Origin of the sequence: Nonomuraea sp. B10E15, assembly GCF_039871615.1 — a bacterium.
Taxonomy (GTDB): domain Bacteria; phylum Actinomycetota; class Actinomycetes; order Streptosporangiales; family Streptosporangiaceae; genus Nonomuraea.
This window is the reverse complement of sequence record NZ_JBDPMB010000029.1, coordinates 19,864-40,171: the sequence shown is the minus strand read 5'-3', so window position 1 is coordinate 40,171 and position 20,308 is coordinate 19,864. Positions and strand designations below refer to the sequence as shown.

Genomic DNA, 20,308 nt, shown 5'->3' with positions numbered 1-20,308 from the left:
CGTGCCGACGAACGGAGTGAGGTCATGAGCACGCGAGTGCGGAAGGTCGCCAACGCGCCGGTGAGTTTCGGCGTGTTCGAGCTGAGCGACGCGCCCCCGCCGCTGAACGCCGGCGAGATGGTCGGCGCGTTGTCCGAGGCCGGTTACGAGGGCATCGATCTGGGCCCGGTGGGTTACCTGGGCACCAGCCACGACCTGGCGGAACGGCTCGACGGCATGCTGCTCGCCGGCGGCTGGGCCGACCTGCGCTACAACGACGCCGAGGAGTTCCGCAAGGGCCTGACCGCGCTGGAGAGGACGCTCGACGTGTTCGCCGCCGCGCCGCCCGCCCCCGAGCAGCTGGCGCCGCGGCCCACGCTGGGTTGCTCCGGCTCGCCCGAGAGGTTCGCCCGCCCTGGTGGGAGCGTTCCAGGGCTGCCGTCCTCCGAGTGGCCCGGGTACGCCGCCCGCGTCCAGGAGGCGGTCGGCCGGTGCCGCGAGCGCGGGTTCGAGCCCGCCTTCCATCCTCACCTCGGCACGTACGTCGAGACCCCCGACGACGTCGAGCGGCTGCTGGAGCTGACCGACGTCGAGCTCTGCCTCGACACCGGCCACCTGCTGCTGGGCGGGGGAGACCCGGTGACGAAGCTGCGCGAGTGGGCCGGGCGGGTCGGCCACGTGCACATCAAGGACGGCGACACCAAGATCCTGGCCCAGGCCCTGGACGACGGCGTCGACCTGCGCGAGCTCATGGGCCGCGGCGGGTTCTCCTCTCTCGGCGAGGGCGAGCTGGACCTGGCCGGCGTGATCGCGGCGCTCGACGAGATCGACTATGAGGGCTGGGTCATCGTCGAGCAGGACACCCTGCCGGGCCGCCGCACGGTCGCCCAGAACATCGCCGACCAGGCCGCCAACCGCGAGCGACTGAGGGAACTGGGACTTTGACACAGGTGAGAATCGCCCTGGTGGGCTGCGGAGCCGTCACCCAGGCGGTCTACGTGCCGTTGTTGTCGAGGCGGCGTGACCTGTTCGAGGTGAGCGCCGTCTGCGACCTGTCGCGGACGCTGGCCGACGCGGTCGGTGACCGGCTGGGTGCCGCCAGGCGGTACACCGAGCTGAAAGAGATGCTGGCCGACGGCGGCTTCGACGCCGTCGTCATGCTGGCGTCCGGCTCGCACGGCGAGGCCGTGCGGCAGGCGCTGAGCGCTGGTTACGCCGTGCTGTGCGAGAAGCCGCTCGCCCTGACCAGGGCCGAGGTGGCGGCGCTGCCCGAGGGGCGGCTGATGGTCGGCTACATGAAGCAGTACGACCCGGCGGTGCGCAGGGCCGAGAAGCTGCTGGCGGAGCTGGGCGGGCCGGAGGCGATCAGGTCGGTCGAGGTGGTCGTGCTGCACCCGAGCGGGGAGTCGCAGCTCGCCTTCGCCAACCTGACGCAGGCCCGTGACGTGGACCCCGGGCTGCTCGCCTCGCTGCGGGCGGCCGAGAGCGATCTCGTCTCGCGGGCGCTGGGGGAGTCGGCGCCGGAGCCGGTGCGGAACCTGTACGGAGTCGCGCTCGGCTCCATATGCCACGACTTGTCGCTCTTGAGGCGCTTCACCGGTTCGCCCACCGAAATCTCGCACGTCGAGACGTGGGGACCCGCGCCCGGATCCATCGAGATCTCCGGCCCGCTGCCCGTCCGCGGCCGGTTCCAGATCCGCTGGCACTACCTGGAGGACTACCCCGCCTACCGCGAGACCGTGGCCATCCACCACGACAAGGGCTCGCTGGAGCTGGTCTTCCCCGCGCCCTACCTGATGAACGCCCCCACCACGCTCACCGTCGTCTCCGGCGACGGGAGCGGCGAGGGCGGCGAGAGCCGCACCCATCGGCGCGAGGTGACCGAGGCGTTCGAAGTACAGCTGGCCGCCTTCCATGCTTTCGTGAACGATGGCGAGCCGCCGCTCACCGACGCGGGCGGCGCGCTCGAGGACATCGTGACGGCCCAGCGGATCGCCGCCCGCTACGCCGTACAACATGGACTGCCCATGGAAGGGGAGGCAGCGTGAGCACGGAGATCGTGGTCGTACCGCACACGCACTGGGACCGGGAGTGGTACGAACCGTTCCAGCGCTTCAGGCTGCGCCTCGTGGCGCTGCTCGACGAGGTGCTCGACACGATGGAGCGCCAGCCCGCCTACCACTTCACCCTCGACGGGCAGCTCGCCTGCGTGGACGACTACCTGGAGGTCCGCCCGGAGAACCGCGACCGGGTGGCCGCGCTGGTCGAGTCGGGGCGCCTGGCGGTCGGGCCGTGGCAGATCCTGCTCGACGAGTTCCTGTGCTCGGGCGAGAACATCGTCCGCAACCTCGAACTCGGCATGGCCAGGGCCGACAAGCTCGGCGGGGCCATGCCGGTCGGCTACCTGCCCGACATGTTCGGGCACGCGGCGCAGATGCCGCAGATCTTGCGCCGGGCGGGGCTGCTGCACGCCTGCGTCTACCGGGGGGTGCCGTCCTCGGTGACCACCGACGCCTTCGCCTGGGTCGCGCCCGACGGCACGGCGCTGCGCACGCAGTACCTGCCCGCCGGCGGCTACGGCAACGGGGCCCATCTGTTCCACGACCCGGCGGGACTGAAGGAACGAGCGGACGCGTTCACCAGGACGATGCGCGAGTGGCACGGGCCCGAGGGCTCGCTGCTGGCGATGTACGGCACCGACCACTCCGCGCCCGTCCGAGGGTTGCCGGAGATGGTGGCGGCGATCGGCGCCCGCATGGACACCCTGTCCGGATACATCGGGGACTGTTCTGGTGAGGTGGACGGCCTGCCCGAGGTGCGCGGCGAGCTTCGCTCGCACGCGCGCGCCAACATCCTGCCCGGCGTCATCTCCGTCCGCGCCCACGTCAAGCAGGCCATGAGCCGCGCCGAGCGGATGGTCGAGCGCTACGCCGAGCCGCTGGCCACGCTCTGGGGCGAGGAGTGGCCCGGGCGTTTCCTCGACATGGCCTGGTGGCGGCTGGTGGACGCCAGCGGCCACGACTCCGTGACCGGATGCGGCGTCGACGACACCGCCCAGCAGGTCGCCGCCCGCATCGCCGAGGCCGAGCACCTAGGGCAGGCCGTGCGCGACATGGTGACCGCCCGGCTGGCCGGCGCGGTGCCGTCCGACGGCGTGCTCGTCGCCAACCCGACGCCCGCCCCCAGGCGCGGCGTGGTCCTCGTGGACGTGGCCGGCCACCACCCGCTGGTGGACCCCTCGGGCGCGGCCGTGCCCGTCCAGCCGCTGGAACACGCGGCCACGCTGCTGCTGGACGACGAGATGGACCCGGCCACCGCGCTGAGCTTCGTCCACGGCACCGAGTTGTACGGCCAGCACATCACGTCCTGGTCCGTCGAGGACGGCACGCTGACGTTCACGGTGGCCCGCGAGACGCAGGCGGTCTTCGACGTCGACGACCTGCGCGGCGAGCTCGACGGCGTGACGCGCGTCCGCATCGTCGCCGAGCCCCGGCGCACGGTCGCCGCCCTGGTCGAGGTCCCGCCGCTGGGCCACACGAGCGTCCGGCCCGCGCCGCACGAGCAGGTGTTCGGCCCGCCCGCGGGGGCGAGCGGCCTGCCCACCGAGCACGACCCGTCCTGCTGGCTCAGCTCCGACTCGGCCGCCCTGCCGGTGCGCGGCGACGAGGAGGTGCTGGACAACGGCCTGCTGCGCGTCACGATCGCCCGCGACGGCACGCTCACGCTTGTGGGCCAGGACGGCACGACGGTCACGGGCGCCGGCCGCATCGTGGACGGCGGGGACGTCGGCGACACCTACAACTACGCGCCCCCGCCGGCCGACCTGATCGTGGACGAGCCGGTGTCGGTCGAGAGCGAGCTGATCGCCTCAGGCCCGCTGGTGGCCATGGTGGACGTGCGCCGCACGTACCGGTGGCCGGCCGCCGGCGGCGCCATCGACGGCGCCCCGGAGCTCCCCGCCATCGCGCGGACGCCCGCTGCCGAGGACGTCGTCGTCACCACCCGCGTCGAACTGCGCGCGGGCGAGCCCTTCGTCCGGCTCGACGTCGAGTTCGACAACCGCTGCGCCGACCACCGGGTGCGCCTGCACGTGCCGCTGCCCGACCGGGCCACGCAGTCGTACGCCGAGGGGCAGTTCGCGGTGACCACCCGCGGGCTGACCCCGGAAGGGGGCTGCGGCGAGACCCCGCTGCCCACGTTCCCCGCCTCCTCCTGGGTGGCGGCAGGGGGCGTGGCGGCGCTGCTGGAGCACGTGACGGAGTACGAAGTGGTGGACGGCGCCGAGCTGGCCCTCACGCTGCTTCGCTCGGTCGGCTACCTGTCCCGTAACCGCAACCCGCTGCGCCCCGAACCGGCGGGCCCTCAGCTTCCGACCCCGGCCGCGCAGTCGCGCGGGGTGCGCAGGGTGAGCCTGGCGCTGATGCCGTACCGCGAGTCGTGGGAAGAGGTCGTGCCCCACGCGGAGGCCTTCCGCCACGACCTGCTGGTGGTGCCCGGGCAGGGCGCGCAGCACCTCTCCCTGCCCGCTCCGGCGGCGGGCCTGTCGGTGACCGGGAACGGCGTGACCATGACCTCGCTGCGCGACCGCGACGGCTGGCACGAACTCCGGGTGGTCGCCCTCACCCCCGGCGACACGGAGGCGGTCGTCGAGGGCTCGTTCACCCGGGCCAGGCACGCGGATCTGCGCGGTCGCCCCGGCGAGGACCTGCCGGTCACGGACGGCACCCTCCGCCTTTCGCTGAAAGCCTGGGAGATCGCCACGATCCAACTCGCCAACTCTGGGTAATTATTGGAACACATATAGTAATGTCATGCCGTGATCACTTCCCAACACGAAGGGCTGACCAAACTCGCCACCCTCGATCTCGGGCACACCGCGCAAGGGCTGCGCGCGCTGTTCGATCTGCGGATACCCGATACGGGCGAGGCCAGGCTGGCCTCGCCCGACGACCGCCGGATAGCACGCTGGGCGGCCAAGCCCATAGAGACCGGCCATCCGGGACTCGTGCTCAATCCACTGGTGATCGGGCCCGACAACACCCCGCTCATCACCGACGTGGCCGAGGCGGTGGGCAACATCGGTCTGGCCGTCATCTCCGCCGTCACCAAGTCCCAGGACCCGTTGATCAAAGAAGTCCTGAGCACGTTGGACGCGGCCCTCGGCAAAATCGATCAGAAGCTGGCCGGGCGATACGGTCAGTACATCTACGTCTCTCTGACTGGCGTCGCCCAGAAGGAATGGGGGAACCTAATGGCTATGCAGACACATTCGTACCAGGGGGATTTCGCCGAGAGCCTCCTCGCCGAGGGCGAGGCCAAAGGTGAGGCCAAAGGTGAGGCCAAAGGCAAGGCGGAAGAGGGGGCGAAGATGCTGCAGATGCTGCTGGAGGCGCGGGGCATCGAGGTGTCTGAGGAGGTGCGGGCGCGGATCACGTCGTGCATGGACACGGCGGTGCTGGAGGAGTGGTTCCAGCGGGCGCTCACGGCCGACTGTGCGGAGCAGGTCTTCGGGTGAGCCCCGCGGGAGCCCGCCGCCAGGTCGGTCAGCGGGTGCCCCAGGAGTAGGTCTGCTTGCGGAGTTTCAGGTAGACGAACGACTCGGTGGCGCGGACGGCGGGGATGGCGCGGATCTTGCTGAGGATCTCCAGCAGGTGCCCGTCCCCCTCGCACACCACCTCCACGATCACGTCGAACGACCCGGCCGTGAGCACCACGTAGTCGATCTCCTCGATCGCCGCCAGCTCGTCGGCCACCGACTCGAGGTCGCCCTCGCAGGTGACGCCGATCATGGCCTGGCGCGGGAAGCCCAGGGTGAGAGGGTCGGTGACGGCGACGATCTGCATGACGCCGGCGTCCTGCAGCCGCTGGACGCGCTGGCGCACCGCCGCCTCGGAGAGCCCGACCGCCTTCCCGATCGCCGCGTACGGCATGCGCCCGTCGGCCTGCAGCTGCTCGATGATCTGCTTGGACAGGTCGTCGAGCACCACGGGCCCCGAGCGGGGAGTGGAGCGGCGTACGCGCGGCGGCGTGGTCATCGGATGTGGTTCCTCCTAGCGGTCCGGCATGGCGGGGGCGTTCCCGCTGGGATGCCGTCCTGGTGCGACATGGTGTCAGTTCCCGGGTGACTGTCAAGCGAATTCGTAGCAATTTGATATATTCACCACGAAATCCCTTGTTTCGCTGCGACCGCTCTGTAAGAGTCGCGGGCATCTCAGCCGCCTCACGAGGAGGTCATTCATGACCGAGCTTGCCGAGGTCACCCATAGACAGAGCACCTGGGTCTGGCGACCGACGAAGGAGGGCGCATGACGACCCGTCTGCAGAACTATGTCAACGGCGAGCTCGTGGACGCCAAGAGCGGCCGGTTCTCCGACATCATCGACCCGTGCGCGGGCGAGGCCTACGTTCAGGCTCCGGTCTCCGGGCAGGACGACGTCGACGCGGCGTTCGCCGCCGCGGCCGCCGCGTTCGAGTCGTGGGGCAGGACCACCCCGGGTGACCGGGCCAACCTGCTGCTGAAGGTGGCCGACGCGATCGAGGCGCGGGCCGACGAGATCAACGAGGCCGAGTGCCGCGACACCGGCAAGCCACGTGCCCGCATGGCCGAGGACGAGACCCCGGTCGCCGCCGACCACTTCCGGTTCTTCGCGGGCGCGGCCCGCACGCTGGAGGGTCCGACGGCCGGTGAGTTCCTCGCCGAGCACACCAGCGTCATCAGGCACGAGCCGATCGGCGTGGTCGGGCAGGTCACGCCGTGGAACTATCCGGTGATGATGGCGGTCTGGAAGATCGCACCCGCGCTCGCGGCCGGCAACACGGTCGTGCTCAAGCCGTCCGACACCACCCCGGTCGCCACGCTCAAGCTCGCCGAGATCCTCGGCTCGGTGCTGCCCGCCGGGGTCTTCAACGTCGTCACCGGCGACCGCGAGACGGGCGCCCTCGTGGTGAGCCATCCGGCCGCCTCGATGGTGGCCATCACCGGCTCGGTCGGCGCGGGCATGTCGGTGGCCAGGAGCGCCGCCGACGACCTCAAGCGGGTGCACCTGGAGCTCGGCGGCAAGGCGCCCGTCGTGGTCTTCGAGGACGTGAAGGACCTGCGTGCGGCCGCCGCCGGCATAGCCGAGGCCGGCCTCTACAACGCCGGCCAGGACTGCACCGCCGCCTGCCGGGTGCTGGTGCAGGAGAGCGTGCACGACGCGTTCGTGGCCGCGCTGAGCGAGGCCGCCGCAGGCACCGTGACCGGCGGCCTGGACACCGAGGACGCGCTGTACGGGCCGCTCAACAACGAGAACCAGCTGGCCAGGGTGCAGGGCTTCATCGACAGGCTCCCCGCGCACGCCACGATCCTCACCGGCGGCAAGCGTGTCGGCGACAAGGGCTACTTCTTCGCCCCCACGGTCGTCGACGGGCTCAGGCAGGACGACGAGATCGTGCAGAACGAGGTCTTCGGCCCGGTGATCACCGTGCAGACGTTCACGGACGAGGCCGACGCGCTGGCCAAGGCCAACGACGTCAGATATGGCCTGAGCGGCTCGGTCTGGACCTCCGATCACGGCCGTGCCATGCGGATGTCCAACCGGCTGGACTTCGGCACGGTCTGGGTGAACACGCACATCCCGTTCATCTCGGAGATGCCGCACGGCGGCTTCAAGCATTCCGGATACGGCAAGGATCTGTCGGTGTTCGGCCTGCACGACTACACCAGGGTCAAGCACGTCATGCACTACATCGGCGAATAGCGGCAGGGGCGAAACCTGGACATGACCGGGCTATCGGCAATCGAGCTGGAGGACGTCGTCAAGGAGTACCTCTCGCATGGCGAGGTCGTCCAGGCGGTCAAAGGCGTGACGCTGGACGTCGCCGAGGGGGAGTTCTTCTCCCTCCTCGGCCCGTCCGGCTGCGGCAAGACCACGACCATGAGGATGGTCGCCGGGTTCGAGGCGCCCACGAAAGGCCTGGTGAAGCTGCACGGCAAGGACGTCACGGACGTCCCGCCGAACAAGCGCGACGTCAACATGGTCTTCCAGTCCTACGCGCTCTTCCCGCACATGAACGTCTGGGACAACGTGGCGTTCGGCCTGAAACAGCGCCGGACGCCGCAGGAGGAGATCAGGCGGCGGGTCGGCGAGATGCTGGAGATCGTCGACCTGGCCGGCAGGGAGAAACGCCGGCCGCGCGAGATGTCCGGTGGCCAGCAGCAGCGCGTGGCGCTGGCCAGGGCCCTGGTCAACCGGCCACGGGCGCTGCTGCTCGACGAGCCGCTCGGCGCGCTCGACCTCAAATTACGCCAGGCCATGCAGATCGAGCTCAAGCGCATCCAGCGCGAGGTCGGCATCACGTTCGTGTACGTGACGCACGACCAGAACGAGGCGCTGACCATGAGCGACCGCATCGCCGTCATGAACGACGGCCTGGTCGAGCAGCTCGCCAGGCCGCGCGAGATCTACGAGCGACCCGCGACCGCGTTCGTCGCGGGCTTCATCGGCACCTCCAACCTGCTCGCGGGCACCGCGACCGGCGGCGAGGTGAAGGTCGGCGGCGGCCGGGTGCTGGTGCCCGGTCACGACGGCGAGGTGACGGTGACCGTACGCCCCGAGAAGATCACCATCGTGGCGGAGGACCCGGGGCCGGAGGTGAGCGGGGTGCGCGGGACCGTCGCCGAGGTCGTCTACCTGGGCACCTACACCAGCTATTCCGTGAGCCTCGCGGACGGGACCGACATCACCGTCTTCCAGCAGAACGCGCATGACGCGGTGGCGACGGCGGAGCGGGGAGACTCCGTCTGGCTGTCGTGGCGGGCGCAGCACTCGTACGTGATTGGAAGTTGACAGCGTCTCATGCACCCCCCACTGCGCTCATCCCGCACCAGACGTGACGTCTTCCGGCTCGCCGGTTATTCGGCCGCCGGGCTCGCCCTCGCCGCCTGCGGCGTGCAGGGGCAGAAGGTCGCGCCGCCCAAGGCGGACGCCGTCCAGGATTTCTGGGCGAAACAGACCAAGAACGGCAAGGTGGTCTTCGCCAACTGGCCGGAGTACATGCCGGGGGACAAGGGTCCGCTCGAGCGGTTCAAGAAGGACACCGGCATCGCGTACGAGTACAAGGAGGTCATCCAGGAGAACGCCGACTTCTTCGGCAAGGCGGACCCCGTGCTCCGCGCCGGCCAGTCGCTGGGCTACGACATCGTCGTCATGACCAACGGCATCCAGCTCCAGCACATGCTCCAGCTCGGCTACGCGGTTCCGCTCGACCACGCGCGGTTGCCGAACTTCCAGGCGAACGCGGGCCAGAAGTTCAAGGAGCGCTCCTACGACCCGGGCAACAAGTTCACGATCCCGTACGCGTCGGGCGTGACCGGGATCGCGTACAACACCGACCATGTCAAAGAGGAGATCACCAGCATCGAGGCGTTGTTCGATCCCCGGTACAAGGGGCGGGTCGGGATGATGAACGACGCCCAGGAGATCGGCAACTTCGGCATGTTCGCGGTGGGCGTCGACCCGGAGAAGTCGACGGAGGCGGACTGGAAGAAGGCCGGGGAGAAGCTCAAGGCACAGCGCGATGCCGGACTTGTGCGGAAATATTATGATCAAGGGTATATCGATGCCGTGGCGAAGGGCGATGTCTGGGTGACCATGGCCTGGTCGGGCGACGTCTTCCAGCGCCAGCTCGCCGGCGAGCCCGTCGCCTTCGTGGTGCCCGAGGAGGGCGGCACGATCTGGACCGACAACATGCTCATCCCCAAGGGCGCCGCCAACCCCCTCGACGCGCTCATGCTGATGGACTACCTCTACCAGCCCGCCGTGGCCGCCGAGCTCGATGAGTTCATCCAGTTCGTCACGCCCGTCCCGGCCGTCCAGGACCTGCTCAGAGAGCGGGCCAGGACGGCCGAGGGCAAGGACAAGAAGGCGCTCGACGACATGGTCGACAGCCCGCTCATGTTCCCGAGCGAAGCCGACTACGCCAAGCTGCGCACGTACACCACGCTGACCACCCAGCAGGAGCAGGTGTTCAACCCGATCTTCCAGTCGATCACCCAGGCGTAGGCACGATGACCCGTCACCTGCCGCAACCCGCCGGACCCGGGAGAGCGTGACGATGCGGCGGCTCACCCCCTACCTCCTCGCGCTGCCGAGCTGGATGTGGCTGGCCATCTTCCTGGTCGTGCCCATGGTCGCGATGGCGTCGGTCTCGCTGCAGACCGGCAACGCCTACGACGGCTACGCCATGACCTTCAACGTCTCCACCTACGGGGAGGCGCTCGGCAGGTACAGCACCCAGCTGCTCCGCTCGCTGGTGTACGGCGGGCTCGCGACCGTGGCCATGCTGCTGATCGGCTACCCGGTGGCCTACTGGATCGCCTTCAGGGGCGGCAACCGCAAGTCCGTGTACCTCTTCCTGCTGCTGCTGCCGTTCTTCGTGTCGTTCGTCCTGCGGACGATCTCGTGGAACTTCCTGCTGGCCGACAACGGCATCCTCTTCGGCACGCTGAAGGGCTGGGGGCTGCTGCCCGAGAGCTTCCACGTGCTCGCGACGACGCTGGCCGTGGTGGGCGGGCTGACGTACAACTTCCTGCCGTTCATGATCCTGCCCATCTACGTGGCGCTGGAGCGGGTGGACCCGCGGGTGGTGGAGGCGGCCCAGGACCTGTACGCGACGCGGGCGGGGGCCTTCCGCCGGGTCGTGCTGCCGCTGTCCCTGCCCGGGGTGTTCGCCGGGGTGCTCATGACGTTCGTGCCGGCCACGGCCGACCCGATCAACGCGCAGATCCTGGGCGGCACGGGCAACACCATGATCGGCAACAACATCCAGACCGAATATCTGGTGAACCTCGACTACCCGACGGCCGCCGCGCTGTCGTTCACGCTGATGGCGGTCCTGCTGGTGGGGATCTTCGCCTACGCCAGGGCGCTCGGCACGGAGAACGTGCTCGAGGCGGCGGCCCGATGAGGACCGGCGAGCGGGGCAGGCTGGGGGACCGGCTGCTGCACGCGTACACGTGGCTCGTCATCGTGTGGCTGTCGGCGCCGATCGCCGTGATGATCCTGTTCGGGTTCAACGACAAGCAGAGCAAGTCCAACACCAGCTGGCAGGGCTTCACCCTCAGGTGGTACGCCGAACTGTTCGAGATCTCCGACCTGACCGTGGCGCTGCGCAACTCGCTGGTCATCGCCCTGGTCAGCACCGTCATCACCGTCGTGCTCGGCACCATGCTCGGGCTCGCGCTCGGCCGCCACCGCTTCCGCGGCAAGGGCGTCACGAACTTCCTGGTCTTCGCCGCCATCTCCACGCCCGAGCTGGTCATGGGGGCGTCGCTGCTGTCGTTGTTCGTCTCGGGCAACGTGCCGCGCGACGCGAACACGATCATCGTCTCGCACGTGCTGTTCTCGCTGTCCTTCGTGGTGGTGACCGTGCGGGCGCGGATCGTCACGCTCGACCCGTCGCTGGAGGAGGCCGCCAGAGACCTCGGCGCCACGGCCTGGGGGACGTTCCGGCAGGTGACGCTGCCGTCGATCATGCCCGCGGTGACGGCGGGCGCGATGTTGTCGTTCGCGCTGTCGATCGACGACTACGTGGTGACCAGCTTCGTCAACGGCTCGACCGTCACCTTCCCGCTGTGGATCGTCGGCGCGGTGAAGACCGGCATCCCGCCACAGGTCAACGTCATGGGTACGCTGATCTTCGGTGTCGGGGTGCTGATCGCCGTCGCCAACGCCGTGGTGGCCAGACGGCGCGCCTGAGCCTTCGACCACACGGCTCGATCGTAGGGATGTGGGAGTGTGGATCCGCTGAAGGCGCTGGCTGACGCGGAGCGCGCGCCGTACTGGCTGGACAGCCCGGCCCGGCCAGAGCCGGCCCCGCGGCTTTCCGGCCGCACCAGCGCCGACCTGGTCGTCGTCGGCGGCGGCTTCTCCGGCCTGTGGACGGCCCTGATGGCCAAAGAGCGCAACCCGTCGCTGGACGTCGTCCTGCTCGAAGGGCGCAGGATCGGCTGGGCGGCCACCGGCCGCAACGGCGGGTTCTGCATGGCCACGCTCACCCACGGCCTGGCCAACGGGCTCGAACGGTGGCCGGAGGAGATCGACCGCCTGGAGCGCATGGGCGTGGCCAACCTCGACGAGATCGAGCGCACGCTGTGGCGCTACCGCATCGACTGCTCGTTCGAGCGCACCGGCGAGTTGCACGTGGCCACCGAGCCGTGGCAGCTCGACGGGCTGAACGAGCACCTCGACCTGATCGACGAGCTGGGCCTCGACTACGTGCCGCTCGGCCGGGATCAGGTGCGGGCCGAGCTCGACTCGCCGACCTACCTGGGCGGGCTGTGGGAGCGCAGCGGCTGCGCCATGGTCGACCCCGCGCGGCTGGCGTGGGGGCTGCGTGACGCGTGCCTGCGGCTCGGCGTACGCGTCCACGAGCGCAGCCCGGTGCGCTCGCTGCACGACGACGGCACCACGATCACCCTGCGCACGCCGTACGGCACGGCCGCCGCGCGCCACGTGGCCCTGGGCACCGGCGTGTTCCCGCCGCTGCTGCGGCGGTTGCGGCACTTCGTGGTGCCGGTCTACGACTACGTGCTGATGACCGAGCCGCTGACGGCGGCGCAACTGGCCGAGGTGGGCTGGAGCAACCGGCAGGGCGTCGGCGACTCGGGTAACCAGTTCCACTACTACCGGCTGACCGACGACAACCGCGTCCTGTGGGGCGGCTACGACGCCGTCTACTACAACGGCGGCCTGGTCAAGCACGAGTACGACCAGCGCGACGCGACGTTCGTCAAGCTCGCCGAACACTTCTACGCCACGTTCCCGCAGCTCGCGAACGTGCGGTTCAGCCACCGGTGGGGCGGCGTGATCGACACGTGCAGCCGGTTCAGCGCCTTCTACGGGCAGGCCCACGGAGGCCGGCTGGTCTACGCGGCCGGTTTCACCGGCATGGGGGTCGGCGCCACCAGGTTCGGCGCGAACGTCATGCTCGACCTGCTGTCGGGCGAGCGCACCGAGCGCACCGAGCTGCGGATGGTGAAGGAGAAGCCGATCCCGTTCCCGCCCGAGCCGGTGCGGTCGGGGGTGATCCAGTTCACCCGGTGGTCGATCGCGCGGGCCGACCAGCACGAGGGCAGGCGCAACCTGTGGTTGCGGGCGCTCGACCGGATGGGGCTGGGGTTCGACTCATAGCGCAGACTTGGCGTATGAGAGCAGAATTCGTCGTGGGCGGCCTCACCCTGGTCGGTGACCTGCGGGTGCCGGAGGGCGGGGGGCCGCGTCCCGGGCTGGTGTTCACGGGTCCGTTCACCGGGGTGCGCGACCAGGTCACCGGCCTGTACGCGGCCCGGCTGGCGGAGCGGGGCTACGTGACGCTGTCCTTCGACCACCGCAACTGGGGCGAGTCCGGCGGGGAGCCGCGCCGGCACGAGGATCCGCAGGGCAAGCTGCACGACCTGCGGGCGGCGGTGTCGATGCTGCGGTCGCGGCCGGAGGTGGATCCGGAGCGGGTCGGGGTGGTGGGGATCTGCCTGGGCGGCGGATATGCCCTGAAATTTGCTGCTTTCGATCCCCGGGTGCGGACTTTTGTCGGCATCGCCGGGGCGTACAGCAACCCCTACGCCCTGCGGACGGACATGGACTACCCGGCCGTGCTCGGCTCGCTCACGGAGGTGCTGGAGCGGCAGGACCAGGGCGGGCCCGTCGCGTACGTGCCCGTCGTCGCCGAGAGAGCCGAGGCCGCGATGCCGGGCGACGAGCCGTACGCCTACTACGGCTCCGAGCGCGGCGCCTCGCCCCACTGGGCGAACGAGGTGACCAGGGCGAGCGTGCGCGAGCTGATCACGATGGACAACATGATGGGGGCCGACTTCCTGTCCCCGAAACCGGCGCTCATCGTGCACGGGGTCGTCGACCGGTTCTGCTCGCCGGAGGGCGCCGAGGAGGCGTACAAACGGCTCGACGAGCCGAAGGAGCTCGTCTGGGTGGACGCCAAGCAGCACACCGACCTCTATGACCAGGAGCCGTACGTCACCAGGGCCGTGGACGCGACGGCCGCCTTCCTGGAGAGGCATCTCTGACCGGTCGGCGAGGAGGTGCTGAAGGCCGGTCCAGGAAAGTACCGCATGTGAGGGATGAAGCCGCCGAATCGGGCATTAATCACGTAACCCCTGCAGACTCGACGGGGGTTGCGCATGCGTACAAAGTGGGCGGCCTGGGTGGGCCTGGCGCTCGTGGCGGCCTGCGGCGCCGAGCGGGCGCCGACCGTGCCCGTCGCGGTGCGGGCCTCCGCCAAGGCGCCGGTCAAGGTGGCGCGATGCGTCATGAAATTTCCTGATAAACGGGCCGCGCGCGTGGCCCGCCAGCGCCTCGAGCACGACCTCTCCCGCTACCTGCGCACCCGCCCAGGCCGCATCGTGTACGGCGCCCACGACCTGGTCAGCGGGATCACCCTGGGCCAGGGCGAGCACCGGCACGACCTCATCACCGCCAGCGGCGCCAAGGTGGACATCGTCGCCGCGCTGCTCCAGCGCCGCCACGCGAGCGGCCTCAGCGAAGGAGACCGCGACCTGGCGGAACGCATGATCACGGAGAGCGACAACAAGGCGGCGGACGCGCTCTGGTCGCGGGTGGGCGGGGGCGGCGCCATGAGCACCTTCTACCGGCGGATGGGGATGAGAGAGACCACACCGGGGCCCGGCATCTACTGGGGCGGCACCACCACCAGCCCCGCCGACCGCATCCGCCTGCTGGACGTCCTGATCGGCGGCGGCGAAGGGCTGCGCGCCGCCGATCGCCGGCTGCTGCTGGGGCTGATGGGCCGGGTACGCAAGGAGCAGGCGTGGGGCGTCAGCGCCGCGGCCCGGCCCGGCGACCGGGTGGCCCTGAAGAACGGCTGGACCCCGCGCCCGTTCATCCACAACACGTGGGCCGTCACCAGCTACGGCCGCATCCAGGGCCCAGGCCGCGACCTGCTGCTGTCGGTCCAGACCGACCAGCAACCCGGCCACGGCGCGGGCGTCCAGACCATCGAGCGGGTGGCCCGTACGATCGGCGCCCGCCTCGACGGCCTCTCCCCGACCTACACCCGCCCCTGCCCCACCAACCCCATCCCCTGAACCTTGCGGCACCCATCGGTGCCTACGCCCGGTGGGCCAGGGCCTCCTCAGGGATCTCTTTGGGCACCCCGCGCAGCCCTGCCAGCGCCAGCCCCGCGACCACGGCCAGCAGCGCCGCCGTGACCAACGACGTCACATGCACACCCGCGAGGAACGCCTCCTGCGCGGCCCGGACGAGCTGGCCCGCCTGGCCGGGCGGCAGGCCGGTGGCCGTCTGCAGCGCCCCGGCGATCGACTCCCTCGCGGCCGCGCCGTCCACCCCGGCGGGCAGTTCCAGGTTCGCCCGGTAGGCGCTGGTCAGCACCGTGCCGAGGATCGCGATGCCGAGCGCCCCGCCCAGCTCGAACGCCGTCTCCGACACCGCCGACGCCGCCCCCGCCCGTTCCCTGGGCGCGGTGGCCAGCACGTTGTCGTTGTTCACCGTGAACGCGAACCCGACGCCCATGCCGCCGATCACCATGACGGGCAGCAGGGCGAGGTAGTTCAGCTCGGTGCCGAGGGTGGCGTAGTAGAGGAACGAGCCCGCGTTCATGGCCAGGCCGAGCGCGACCACGCCGTTGCGGCCGATGAGGTTGATCAGCTTGGCGGCCAGCACCCCGCCGACGGCGCCCGCCAGGCCGCCCGGCAGCTGGGCCAGCCCTGCCTGCAGCGGCGACCAGCCGAGCACGAGCTGCAGGTACCACGCGAACATCAGCATCATCGCCGACATCGCGAAGATCGCCAGCAGGTTCGTGGCGATGGACGCGCTGAACGCCCTCCTGCGGAAGAGCCGCACGTCGATCAGCGGTTCGGCCAGGCGCGTCTGCCGCCACACGAACACCGCCAGCAGCAGCACGCCGGCCACGCCCGCGGCCGCCACGTCGGCGTGGCCGAGCCCCTTGTTCGCGGCCTCCTTGACGGCGTAGATGGCCGTCACGACGCCGCTGAAGGACAGGACGACGCTGGGCAGGTCGAGCCGGCCCGCGTCCGGGTTGCGCGACTCGGGCAGCACCAGGGCGCCGCCCACCAGCACCAGCAGCATGATCGGTACGTTGATCAGGAACACCGAGCCCCACCAGTAGTGATCGAGCAGCACGCCGCCGACGACCGGGCCGATCGCGAAGCCCGCGGCGCTCATCCCGCTCCAGACGCCGATGGCCGCGGTCCGCTCGCCGGGCTCGGTGAACACGTTGCGGATGATCGACAGCGTGGACGGCATGATCGTCGCCCCGGCGACGCCCAGCAGCGCCCTGGCCGCGATCAGCAGCTCGGGGCTGGGGGCGTACGCGGTGACCACGGAGGCGGCGCCGAACGCGACCGCGCCGATCAGCAGCAGGCGCTTGCGGCCGATGCGGTCGCCGAGGTTGCCCATGGTGACGAGCAGGCCGGCCAGCGCGAAGCCGTACATGTCGCCGATCCACAACAGCTGCGTGGAGGTGGCGCCCAGGTCGGCCACCAGGCGCGGCAGCGCGAGGTGCAGGACGGTCAGGTCGAGGGAGAGCAGGAGTGTGGCCAGGCAGGCGATCGCCAGCGCGGCCCATCTGTTCGTCATGCCGCTCACGGTCGTGGGAGCGGCTGACGGCCGGCCTACCGCTCGCTGACCAACCGGCTGATCTCGCTCAGCCCGGCCGCGATGCGGGTGCGGGTGTCCTCGGCGCTGTACCAGTCGTCGGGGCATTCGGCCCGCGCCCGGGTGAGCAGCGCCTGCGCCTCGTCGAGGTCGCCGCGGCGCAGCGTCACCTCGCCGAGGCCGAGGTGCGCCCACGCGAGGGTCTCCATGGAGCCGTTCCTGCTCGACAGCTCGGCCGCGAGCACGTAGTCGGCCTGCGCGGCGTCCGTGGTGTCCATGTAGAGCAGCGCGTCGGCGCGGCGGCACAGGCTCTCGGCGATCTCGGTCGTGGCGCCCAGCTCGCGCGCCATCGCCAGTGCCTCGTCGGCCAGCGCGTACGCGGTGTCGTAGTCGCCGCGCTCGTGGTGGAACTCGCAGAGCCCGGACAACACGAGCGTCGTGCCCCAGCGCTCGCCGATGGCCCTGAACGCGGCCAGGCTCTGCTCGAAGTGGGCCAGCGACTCCTCGGGCCTGTCGAGGGCCTGCAGGACGAACGCGGCGCCGACGTAGGACAGCGCCTGCTGCCAGGGCGGGAGCTCCTGCACGATCCGTCTGATCTCGTCGAAGGCCTCCCGGAAGTCGCCGGGAGGCCCGGTGAACATCGACAGCAACATCATCATGAACTCGATCCGCACCGGCATGTAGTCCCAGTTCACCAGCCGGCGCACCTCGGCCAGCCGCTCGCGCAGCCCGTCGTCGGCGCCTCCCGCCCAGGCCGTGACGAGCACGCACATGACGTATTCCTCGTCCAGGTCGGGCGGGCGCCGCGAGCCGAGCTCGGCCAGCAGCCCGGCGGCCAGGCCCGCGCTGGTGGCGCGGTGACCGCGCATCCACCAGTAGCAGGCGCTGTGGGCCAGCAGCCGCAACGCGACCTCCAGCCGCCCTGCCTCGGTGGTCCAGCGCACGGCGGCGTTGACGTCGTCGCTCTCCTCGTCGAACCGGGCCAGCCACTCCAGCTGCTCGCCCGTGCGCAGCCACGGGTCGGCCTCCATGACGAGGTCGAGGTAGTAGCCGGCGTGCGCGTCGCGGATCGCCTCGACCTCGCCGGACTCGGCCAGCCTCTCGGCGCAGTAGGCCCGGATCGTGTCGAGCATGCGGTAGCGCCCGTCGACCACCTGCACCAGGGACTTCTCCGCCAGCGAGAACAGCACCTCCTCCGGCAGCCCGCACACCCGCTCGGCCGCCGTGGGCCGCGCGCCGCCCACGAACACGGTCAGCCTCCTGGCCAGCCGCTGCTCGTCCTCGTCGAGCAGGTCCCAGCTCCACGCGACGACCGCGCGCAGCGTCTGGTGCCGGGGCAGCGCCGTGCGGCTCCCCCGGGTCAGCAGCCGGAACCGGTCGTCGAGCCGCGCCGCGATGTCGGCCAGCGGGAGTGTGCGCAGTCGCGCCGCGGCCAGCTCGATGGCCAGCGGTAACCCGTCGAGCGCCCGGCAGATGCCCGCCACCTGGGCGGCGTTGCCCGCGTCGACGGCGAAGCCGGGCGCCACGGCGGAGGCGCGGTCGGCGAACAGCCGGACGGCGGGATAGCTGAGCGGGTCGCCCGACTCCGGCGGAGGCGACCGCAGCGGCGCCACCGGCAGGATCGACTCGCCGGTGATGCCGAGTGCCTCCCGCCCGGTCACCAGCACCCGCAGCCGGGGAGAGGAGGCCAGCAGCAGGTCCGTCAGCTCGGCGGTGGCCGCGATGAGGTGCTCGCAGTTGTCGAGGACCAGCAGCAGCCTGCGGCCGGCCAGCGCGGTGACGAGCCTGGTGGCCGGGTCGACGGCGGGCCGGTCGGAGGCGTGCGTCACGGCGTCGCGGATGCCGAGCGCGGCGAGGACGGCCGCCGGAACGTCGGCCCCGTCGGAGACCTGCGCGAGCGGCACGAAGCACACGTCGCCCGCCTCCTGGCCGGCCGCCTCGATCGCGAGGCGCGTCTTGCCCGCGCCGCCCGGCCCGATCAGCGTGACGAGCCGGTGCTCGCGCAGTCTCGCCGCCACCTGCTGGAGCTCGTCGGCGCGGCCGACGAAGCTGGTGAGCTGGGCGCGCAGACCCTGCCGCGAGCTCTGCCCGGTCGCGGGCGCGGCCGAGGCGCCGAGCGCCGGGTCGGCCCTGAGCACGGCCAGGTGCGCGGCGGCCAGCTCGGCTCCCGGCTCGACCCCCAGCTCGTCGTCCAGCAGCTTCCTGGCCTCGTCGTAGACGGCCAGCGCCTCCGCCTGGCGGCCGCTGCCGTAGAGCGCGCGCATGAGCTGGGCCCGCAGCCGCTCGCGCAGCGGGTGGGCGGCGGCGAGTCGGCTCAGCTCGGCGACCAGCTCGCGGTGCCTGCCCAGGTCGAGGTCGGCCTGCACCCGGTCTTCCGTGGCCGACAGGCGCAGCTCCTCCAGCGCCGTCGCGGCGGCCACCGCGTGCGGGGCGTCGGAGAGCGGGGTGCCACGCCACAGGTTCAGCGCCTCGCGCAGCAGCGCCGCCGCCCGCTCAGGGTCGCCGCCGGCCAGGGCCTGCCCGCCCGCCCGCGCCAGCTGCTCGAACCTGCACGCGTCGACGTCCTGCGGATCGGCCACCAGCCGGTATCCGGCCGGATGGAACTCCACCAGATGCCGGCCCAGCGCCCTGCGCAGCCGGGACACCTGCGACTGCAGCGCGTTGGCCTCGCCCTCAGGAGGGCTGGGGCCGTACATGCCGGCCACGAGTTGCTCCGCGCCGACGATGCGGCCGGCGTGCAGGGCGAGCAGGGTCAGCAGGGCGCGCACGCGGGGACCCCCGAGCGCGACCTGCTCGCCGTCCTCGCCCAGCACGGCGGTGGGCCCGAGGATCTGGAAGCGCATACCCCGATTATCGCGGGCGCGGCGGCCGGGATGTAGCGAGCAGCGCGTCGAGCACACCGGCGGCGAGTGCGAGGGCGTGGCCGGGCGCGGGGCAGGGGCGGATGCCGGAGCCGAAGGTCAGGTGCGGGCTCGGGCCGCGCGCGGGGTCGAACCTCTCGGCGTCGGCGAACACGTCGGGGTCGCGGTTGGCGGCCACCAGGTCGATCGTCACCGTCTCACCGGTCCTCGTGTCGAGCCTGCGGGTGGCCCTGAGCGGCGGGTCCTGCCTGAGCGTCTCCTCCAGCAGCGCCCAGGGGTCGTCGCCGGGCTTCGCGTGCCGGAGCGCGTTCTCGATCAGCCCTTCCGTGGCGGCGTGACCCTGCAGCAGCAGGGTGATCACGGAAACGTCCGCCAGCGTGAGCAACTGCGCGACGGCGGCGTCGGCCTGCGGGCTCTCCTCGCCGGACAGGTAGCCGGACGCCGCAGCGGACACGGTGGTGGACACGGTGGTGGACACGGTGGCGGACACGGTGGCGGTGTCCTCGACACCGAGCGCGGACGCGAGCACGGCCGTGGGGACGCCCCGCCAGTCGCCGTCCCGCTCCTCGGTCATGGCCGCGGCCGCCCGCCTCAGCTCGGCGGGCTCCAGCCCGGCCAGCAGCTCGACCAGGGCTCGGCGCCGCCCGGCGTGGATCTCACCGGTGCTGAACCGTGACACCTGGGCGCGCAGCCAGGCGAGCGTCCCCTTCGCGCCGTCCTGGCGTACGGGAGGCGGCACGTACGCGGCGTCGTCGAGCACGGCACGGGCCTCGGCATGACGGGTGATGTGCATGACGTCACGCTAGAGCGGGATCGTTTCGC

General features: G+C 71.1%; 16 protein-coding genes. 12 read left to right on the top strand and 4 right to left on the bottom strand.

The genetic code is table 11. The features are described from left to right. Positions 1 to 24 precede the first annotated feature (24 nt). Genes ABGB14_RS44420 through ABGB14_RS44405 form a run of 4 tightly spaced genes read left to right on the top strand, consistent with a single transcriptional unit; the run spans position 25 to position 5,494 of the window. The gene (locus tag ABGB14_RS44420) at positions 25 to 924 is read left to right on the top strand and encodes a TIM barrel protein (protein WP_347649916.1); all 900 of its coding nucleotides are present in this window, start codon (positions 25 to 27) and stop codon (positions 922 to 924) included. A gap of 5 nt (positions 925 to 929) precedes the next feature. Next, on the top strand, positions 930 to 2,027 hold the full coding sequence (locus ABGB14_RS44415) for a Gfo/Idh/MocA family oxidoreductase (RefSeq protein ID WP_347649915.1): 1,098 nt from the start codon (positions 930 to 932) through the stop codon (positions 2,025 to 2,027). Beyond that, positions 2,024 to 4,765, top strand: a complete 2,742-nt coding sequence (locus ABGB14_RS44410) for an alpha-mannosidase (RefSeq protein ID WP_347649914.1) — start codon at positions 2,024 to 2,026, stop codon at positions 4,763 to 4,765. Before ABGB14_RS44415 ends, ABGB14_RS44410 begins: the two co-directional genes overlap by 4 nt. Before the next feature lie 30 nt (positions 4,766 to 4,795). Beyond that, a complete protein-coding gene (locus tag ABGB14_RS44405; RefSeq protein ID WP_347649913.1) occupies positions 4,796 to 5,494 on the top strand; it encodes a hypothetical protein in 699 nt (232 codons plus the stop codon). A gap of 28 nt (positions 5,495 to 5,522) precedes the next feature. On the opposite strand, the gene ABGB14_RS44400 is transcribed toward ABGB14_RS44405, so the two are convergent. After that, positions 5,523 to 6,014, bottom strand: a complete 492-nt coding sequence (locus ABGB14_RS44400) for an Lrp/AsnC family transcriptional regulator (protein ID WP_347649912.1) — start codon at positions 6,012 to 6,014, stop codon at positions 5,523 to 5,525. A gap of 270 nt (positions 6,015 to 6,284) precedes the next feature. On the opposite strand from ABGB14_RS44400, the gene ABGB14_RS44395 reads away from it, so the two are divergent. The 8 genes from ABGB14_RS44395 to ABGB14_RS44360 all read left to right on the top strand — a co-directional run bounded on the left by ABGB14_RS44395 (position 6,285) and on the right by ABGB14_RS44360 (position 15,076). Beyond that, a complete protein-coding gene (locus tag ABGB14_RS44395) occupies positions 6,285 to 7,718 on the top strand; it encodes a gamma-aminobutyraldehyde dehydrogenase (protein WP_347649911.1) in 1,434 nt (477 codons plus the stop codon). A gap of 21 nt (positions 7,719 to 7,739) precedes the next feature. Next, entirely contained in the window at positions 7,740 to 8,807 is a 1,068-nt protein-coding gene (locus tag ABGB14_RS44390) for an ABC transporter ATP-binding protein (RefSeq protein ID WP_347649910.1), read from the top strand. A 9-nt stretch (positions 8,808 to 8,816) separates the two neighbouring features. Continuing rightward, positions 8,817 to 10,022 carry a spermidine/putrescine ABC transporter substrate-binding protein gene (locus ABGB14_RS44385; protein WP_347649909.1) on the top strand — a complete coding sequence of 402 codons (1,206 nt, stop codon included), beginning with the start codon at positions 8,817 to 8,819 and terminating at the stop codon, positions 10,020 to 10,022. 52 nt (positions 10,023 to 10,074) lie between these two features. Further along, on the top strand, positions 10,075 to 10,926 hold the full coding sequence (locus ABGB14_RS44380; protein ID WP_347649970.1) for an ABC transporter permease: 852 nt from the start codon (positions 10,075 to 10,077) through the stop codon (positions 10,924 to 10,926). Beyond that, positions 10,923 to 11,717, top strand: coding sequence for an ABC transporter permease (locus tag ABGB14_RS44375; RefSeq protein ID WP_347649908.1), 795 nt, complete (start codon positions 10,923 to 10,925; stop codon positions 11,715 to 11,717). The genes ABGB14_RS44380 and ABGB14_RS44375 overlap by 4 nt, the downstream gene beginning before the upstream one ends. 39 nt (positions 11,718 to 11,756) lie before the next feature. Beyond that, positions 11,757 to 13,151 carry an FAD-dependent oxidoreductase gene (locus ABGB14_RS44370; protein WP_347649907.1) on the top strand — a complete coding sequence of 465 codons (1,395 nt, stop codon included), beginning with the start codon at positions 11,757 to 11,759 and terminating at the stop codon, positions 13,149 to 13,151. A 14-nt stretch (positions 13,152 to 13,165) separates the two neighbouring features. Then, complete coding sequence (locus ABGB14_RS44365) at positions 13,166 to 14,038, top strand: alpha/beta hydrolase (protein ID WP_347649906.1); 873 nt, start codon at positions 13,166 to 13,168, stop codon at positions 14,036 to 14,038. A 114-nt stretch (positions 14,039 to 14,152) separates the two neighbouring features. Further along, positions 14,153 to 15,076: a serine hydrolase gene (locus ABGB14_RS44360; RefSeq protein WP_347649905.1), complete on the top strand. Its 924-nt coding sequence runs from the start codon at positions 14,153 to 14,155 to the stop codon at positions 15,074 to 15,076. 22 nt (positions 15,077 to 15,098) lie between these two features. Here the strand turns inward: ABGB14_RS44360 and ABGB14_RS44355 are convergent, their stop codons facing one another. Genes ABGB14_RS44355 through ABGB14_RS44345 form a run of 3 tightly spaced genes read right to left on the bottom strand, consistent with a single transcriptional unit; the run spans position 15,099 to position 20,279 of the window. Next, complete coding sequence (locus ABGB14_RS44355) at positions 15,099 to 16,607, bottom strand: DHA2 family efflux MFS transporter permease subunit (RefSeq protein ID WP_347649904.1); 1,509 nt, start codon at positions 16,605 to 16,607, stop codon at positions 15,099 to 15,101. A 35-nt stretch (positions 16,608 to 16,642) separates the two neighbouring features. Then, entirely contained in the window at positions 16,643 to 19,468 is a 2,826-nt protein-coding gene (locus ABGB14_RS44350; RefSeq protein ID WP_347649903.1) for a BTAD domain-containing putative transcriptional regulator, read from the bottom strand. Between the two features lie 7 nt (positions 19,469 to 19,475). After that, positions 19,476 to 20,279, bottom strand: a complete 804-nt coding sequence (locus ABGB14_RS44345; protein ID WP_347649902.1) for a cytochrome P450 — start codon at positions 20,277 to 20,279, stop codon at positions 19,476 to 19,478. Positions 20,280 to 20,308 lie beyond the last annotated feature (29 nt).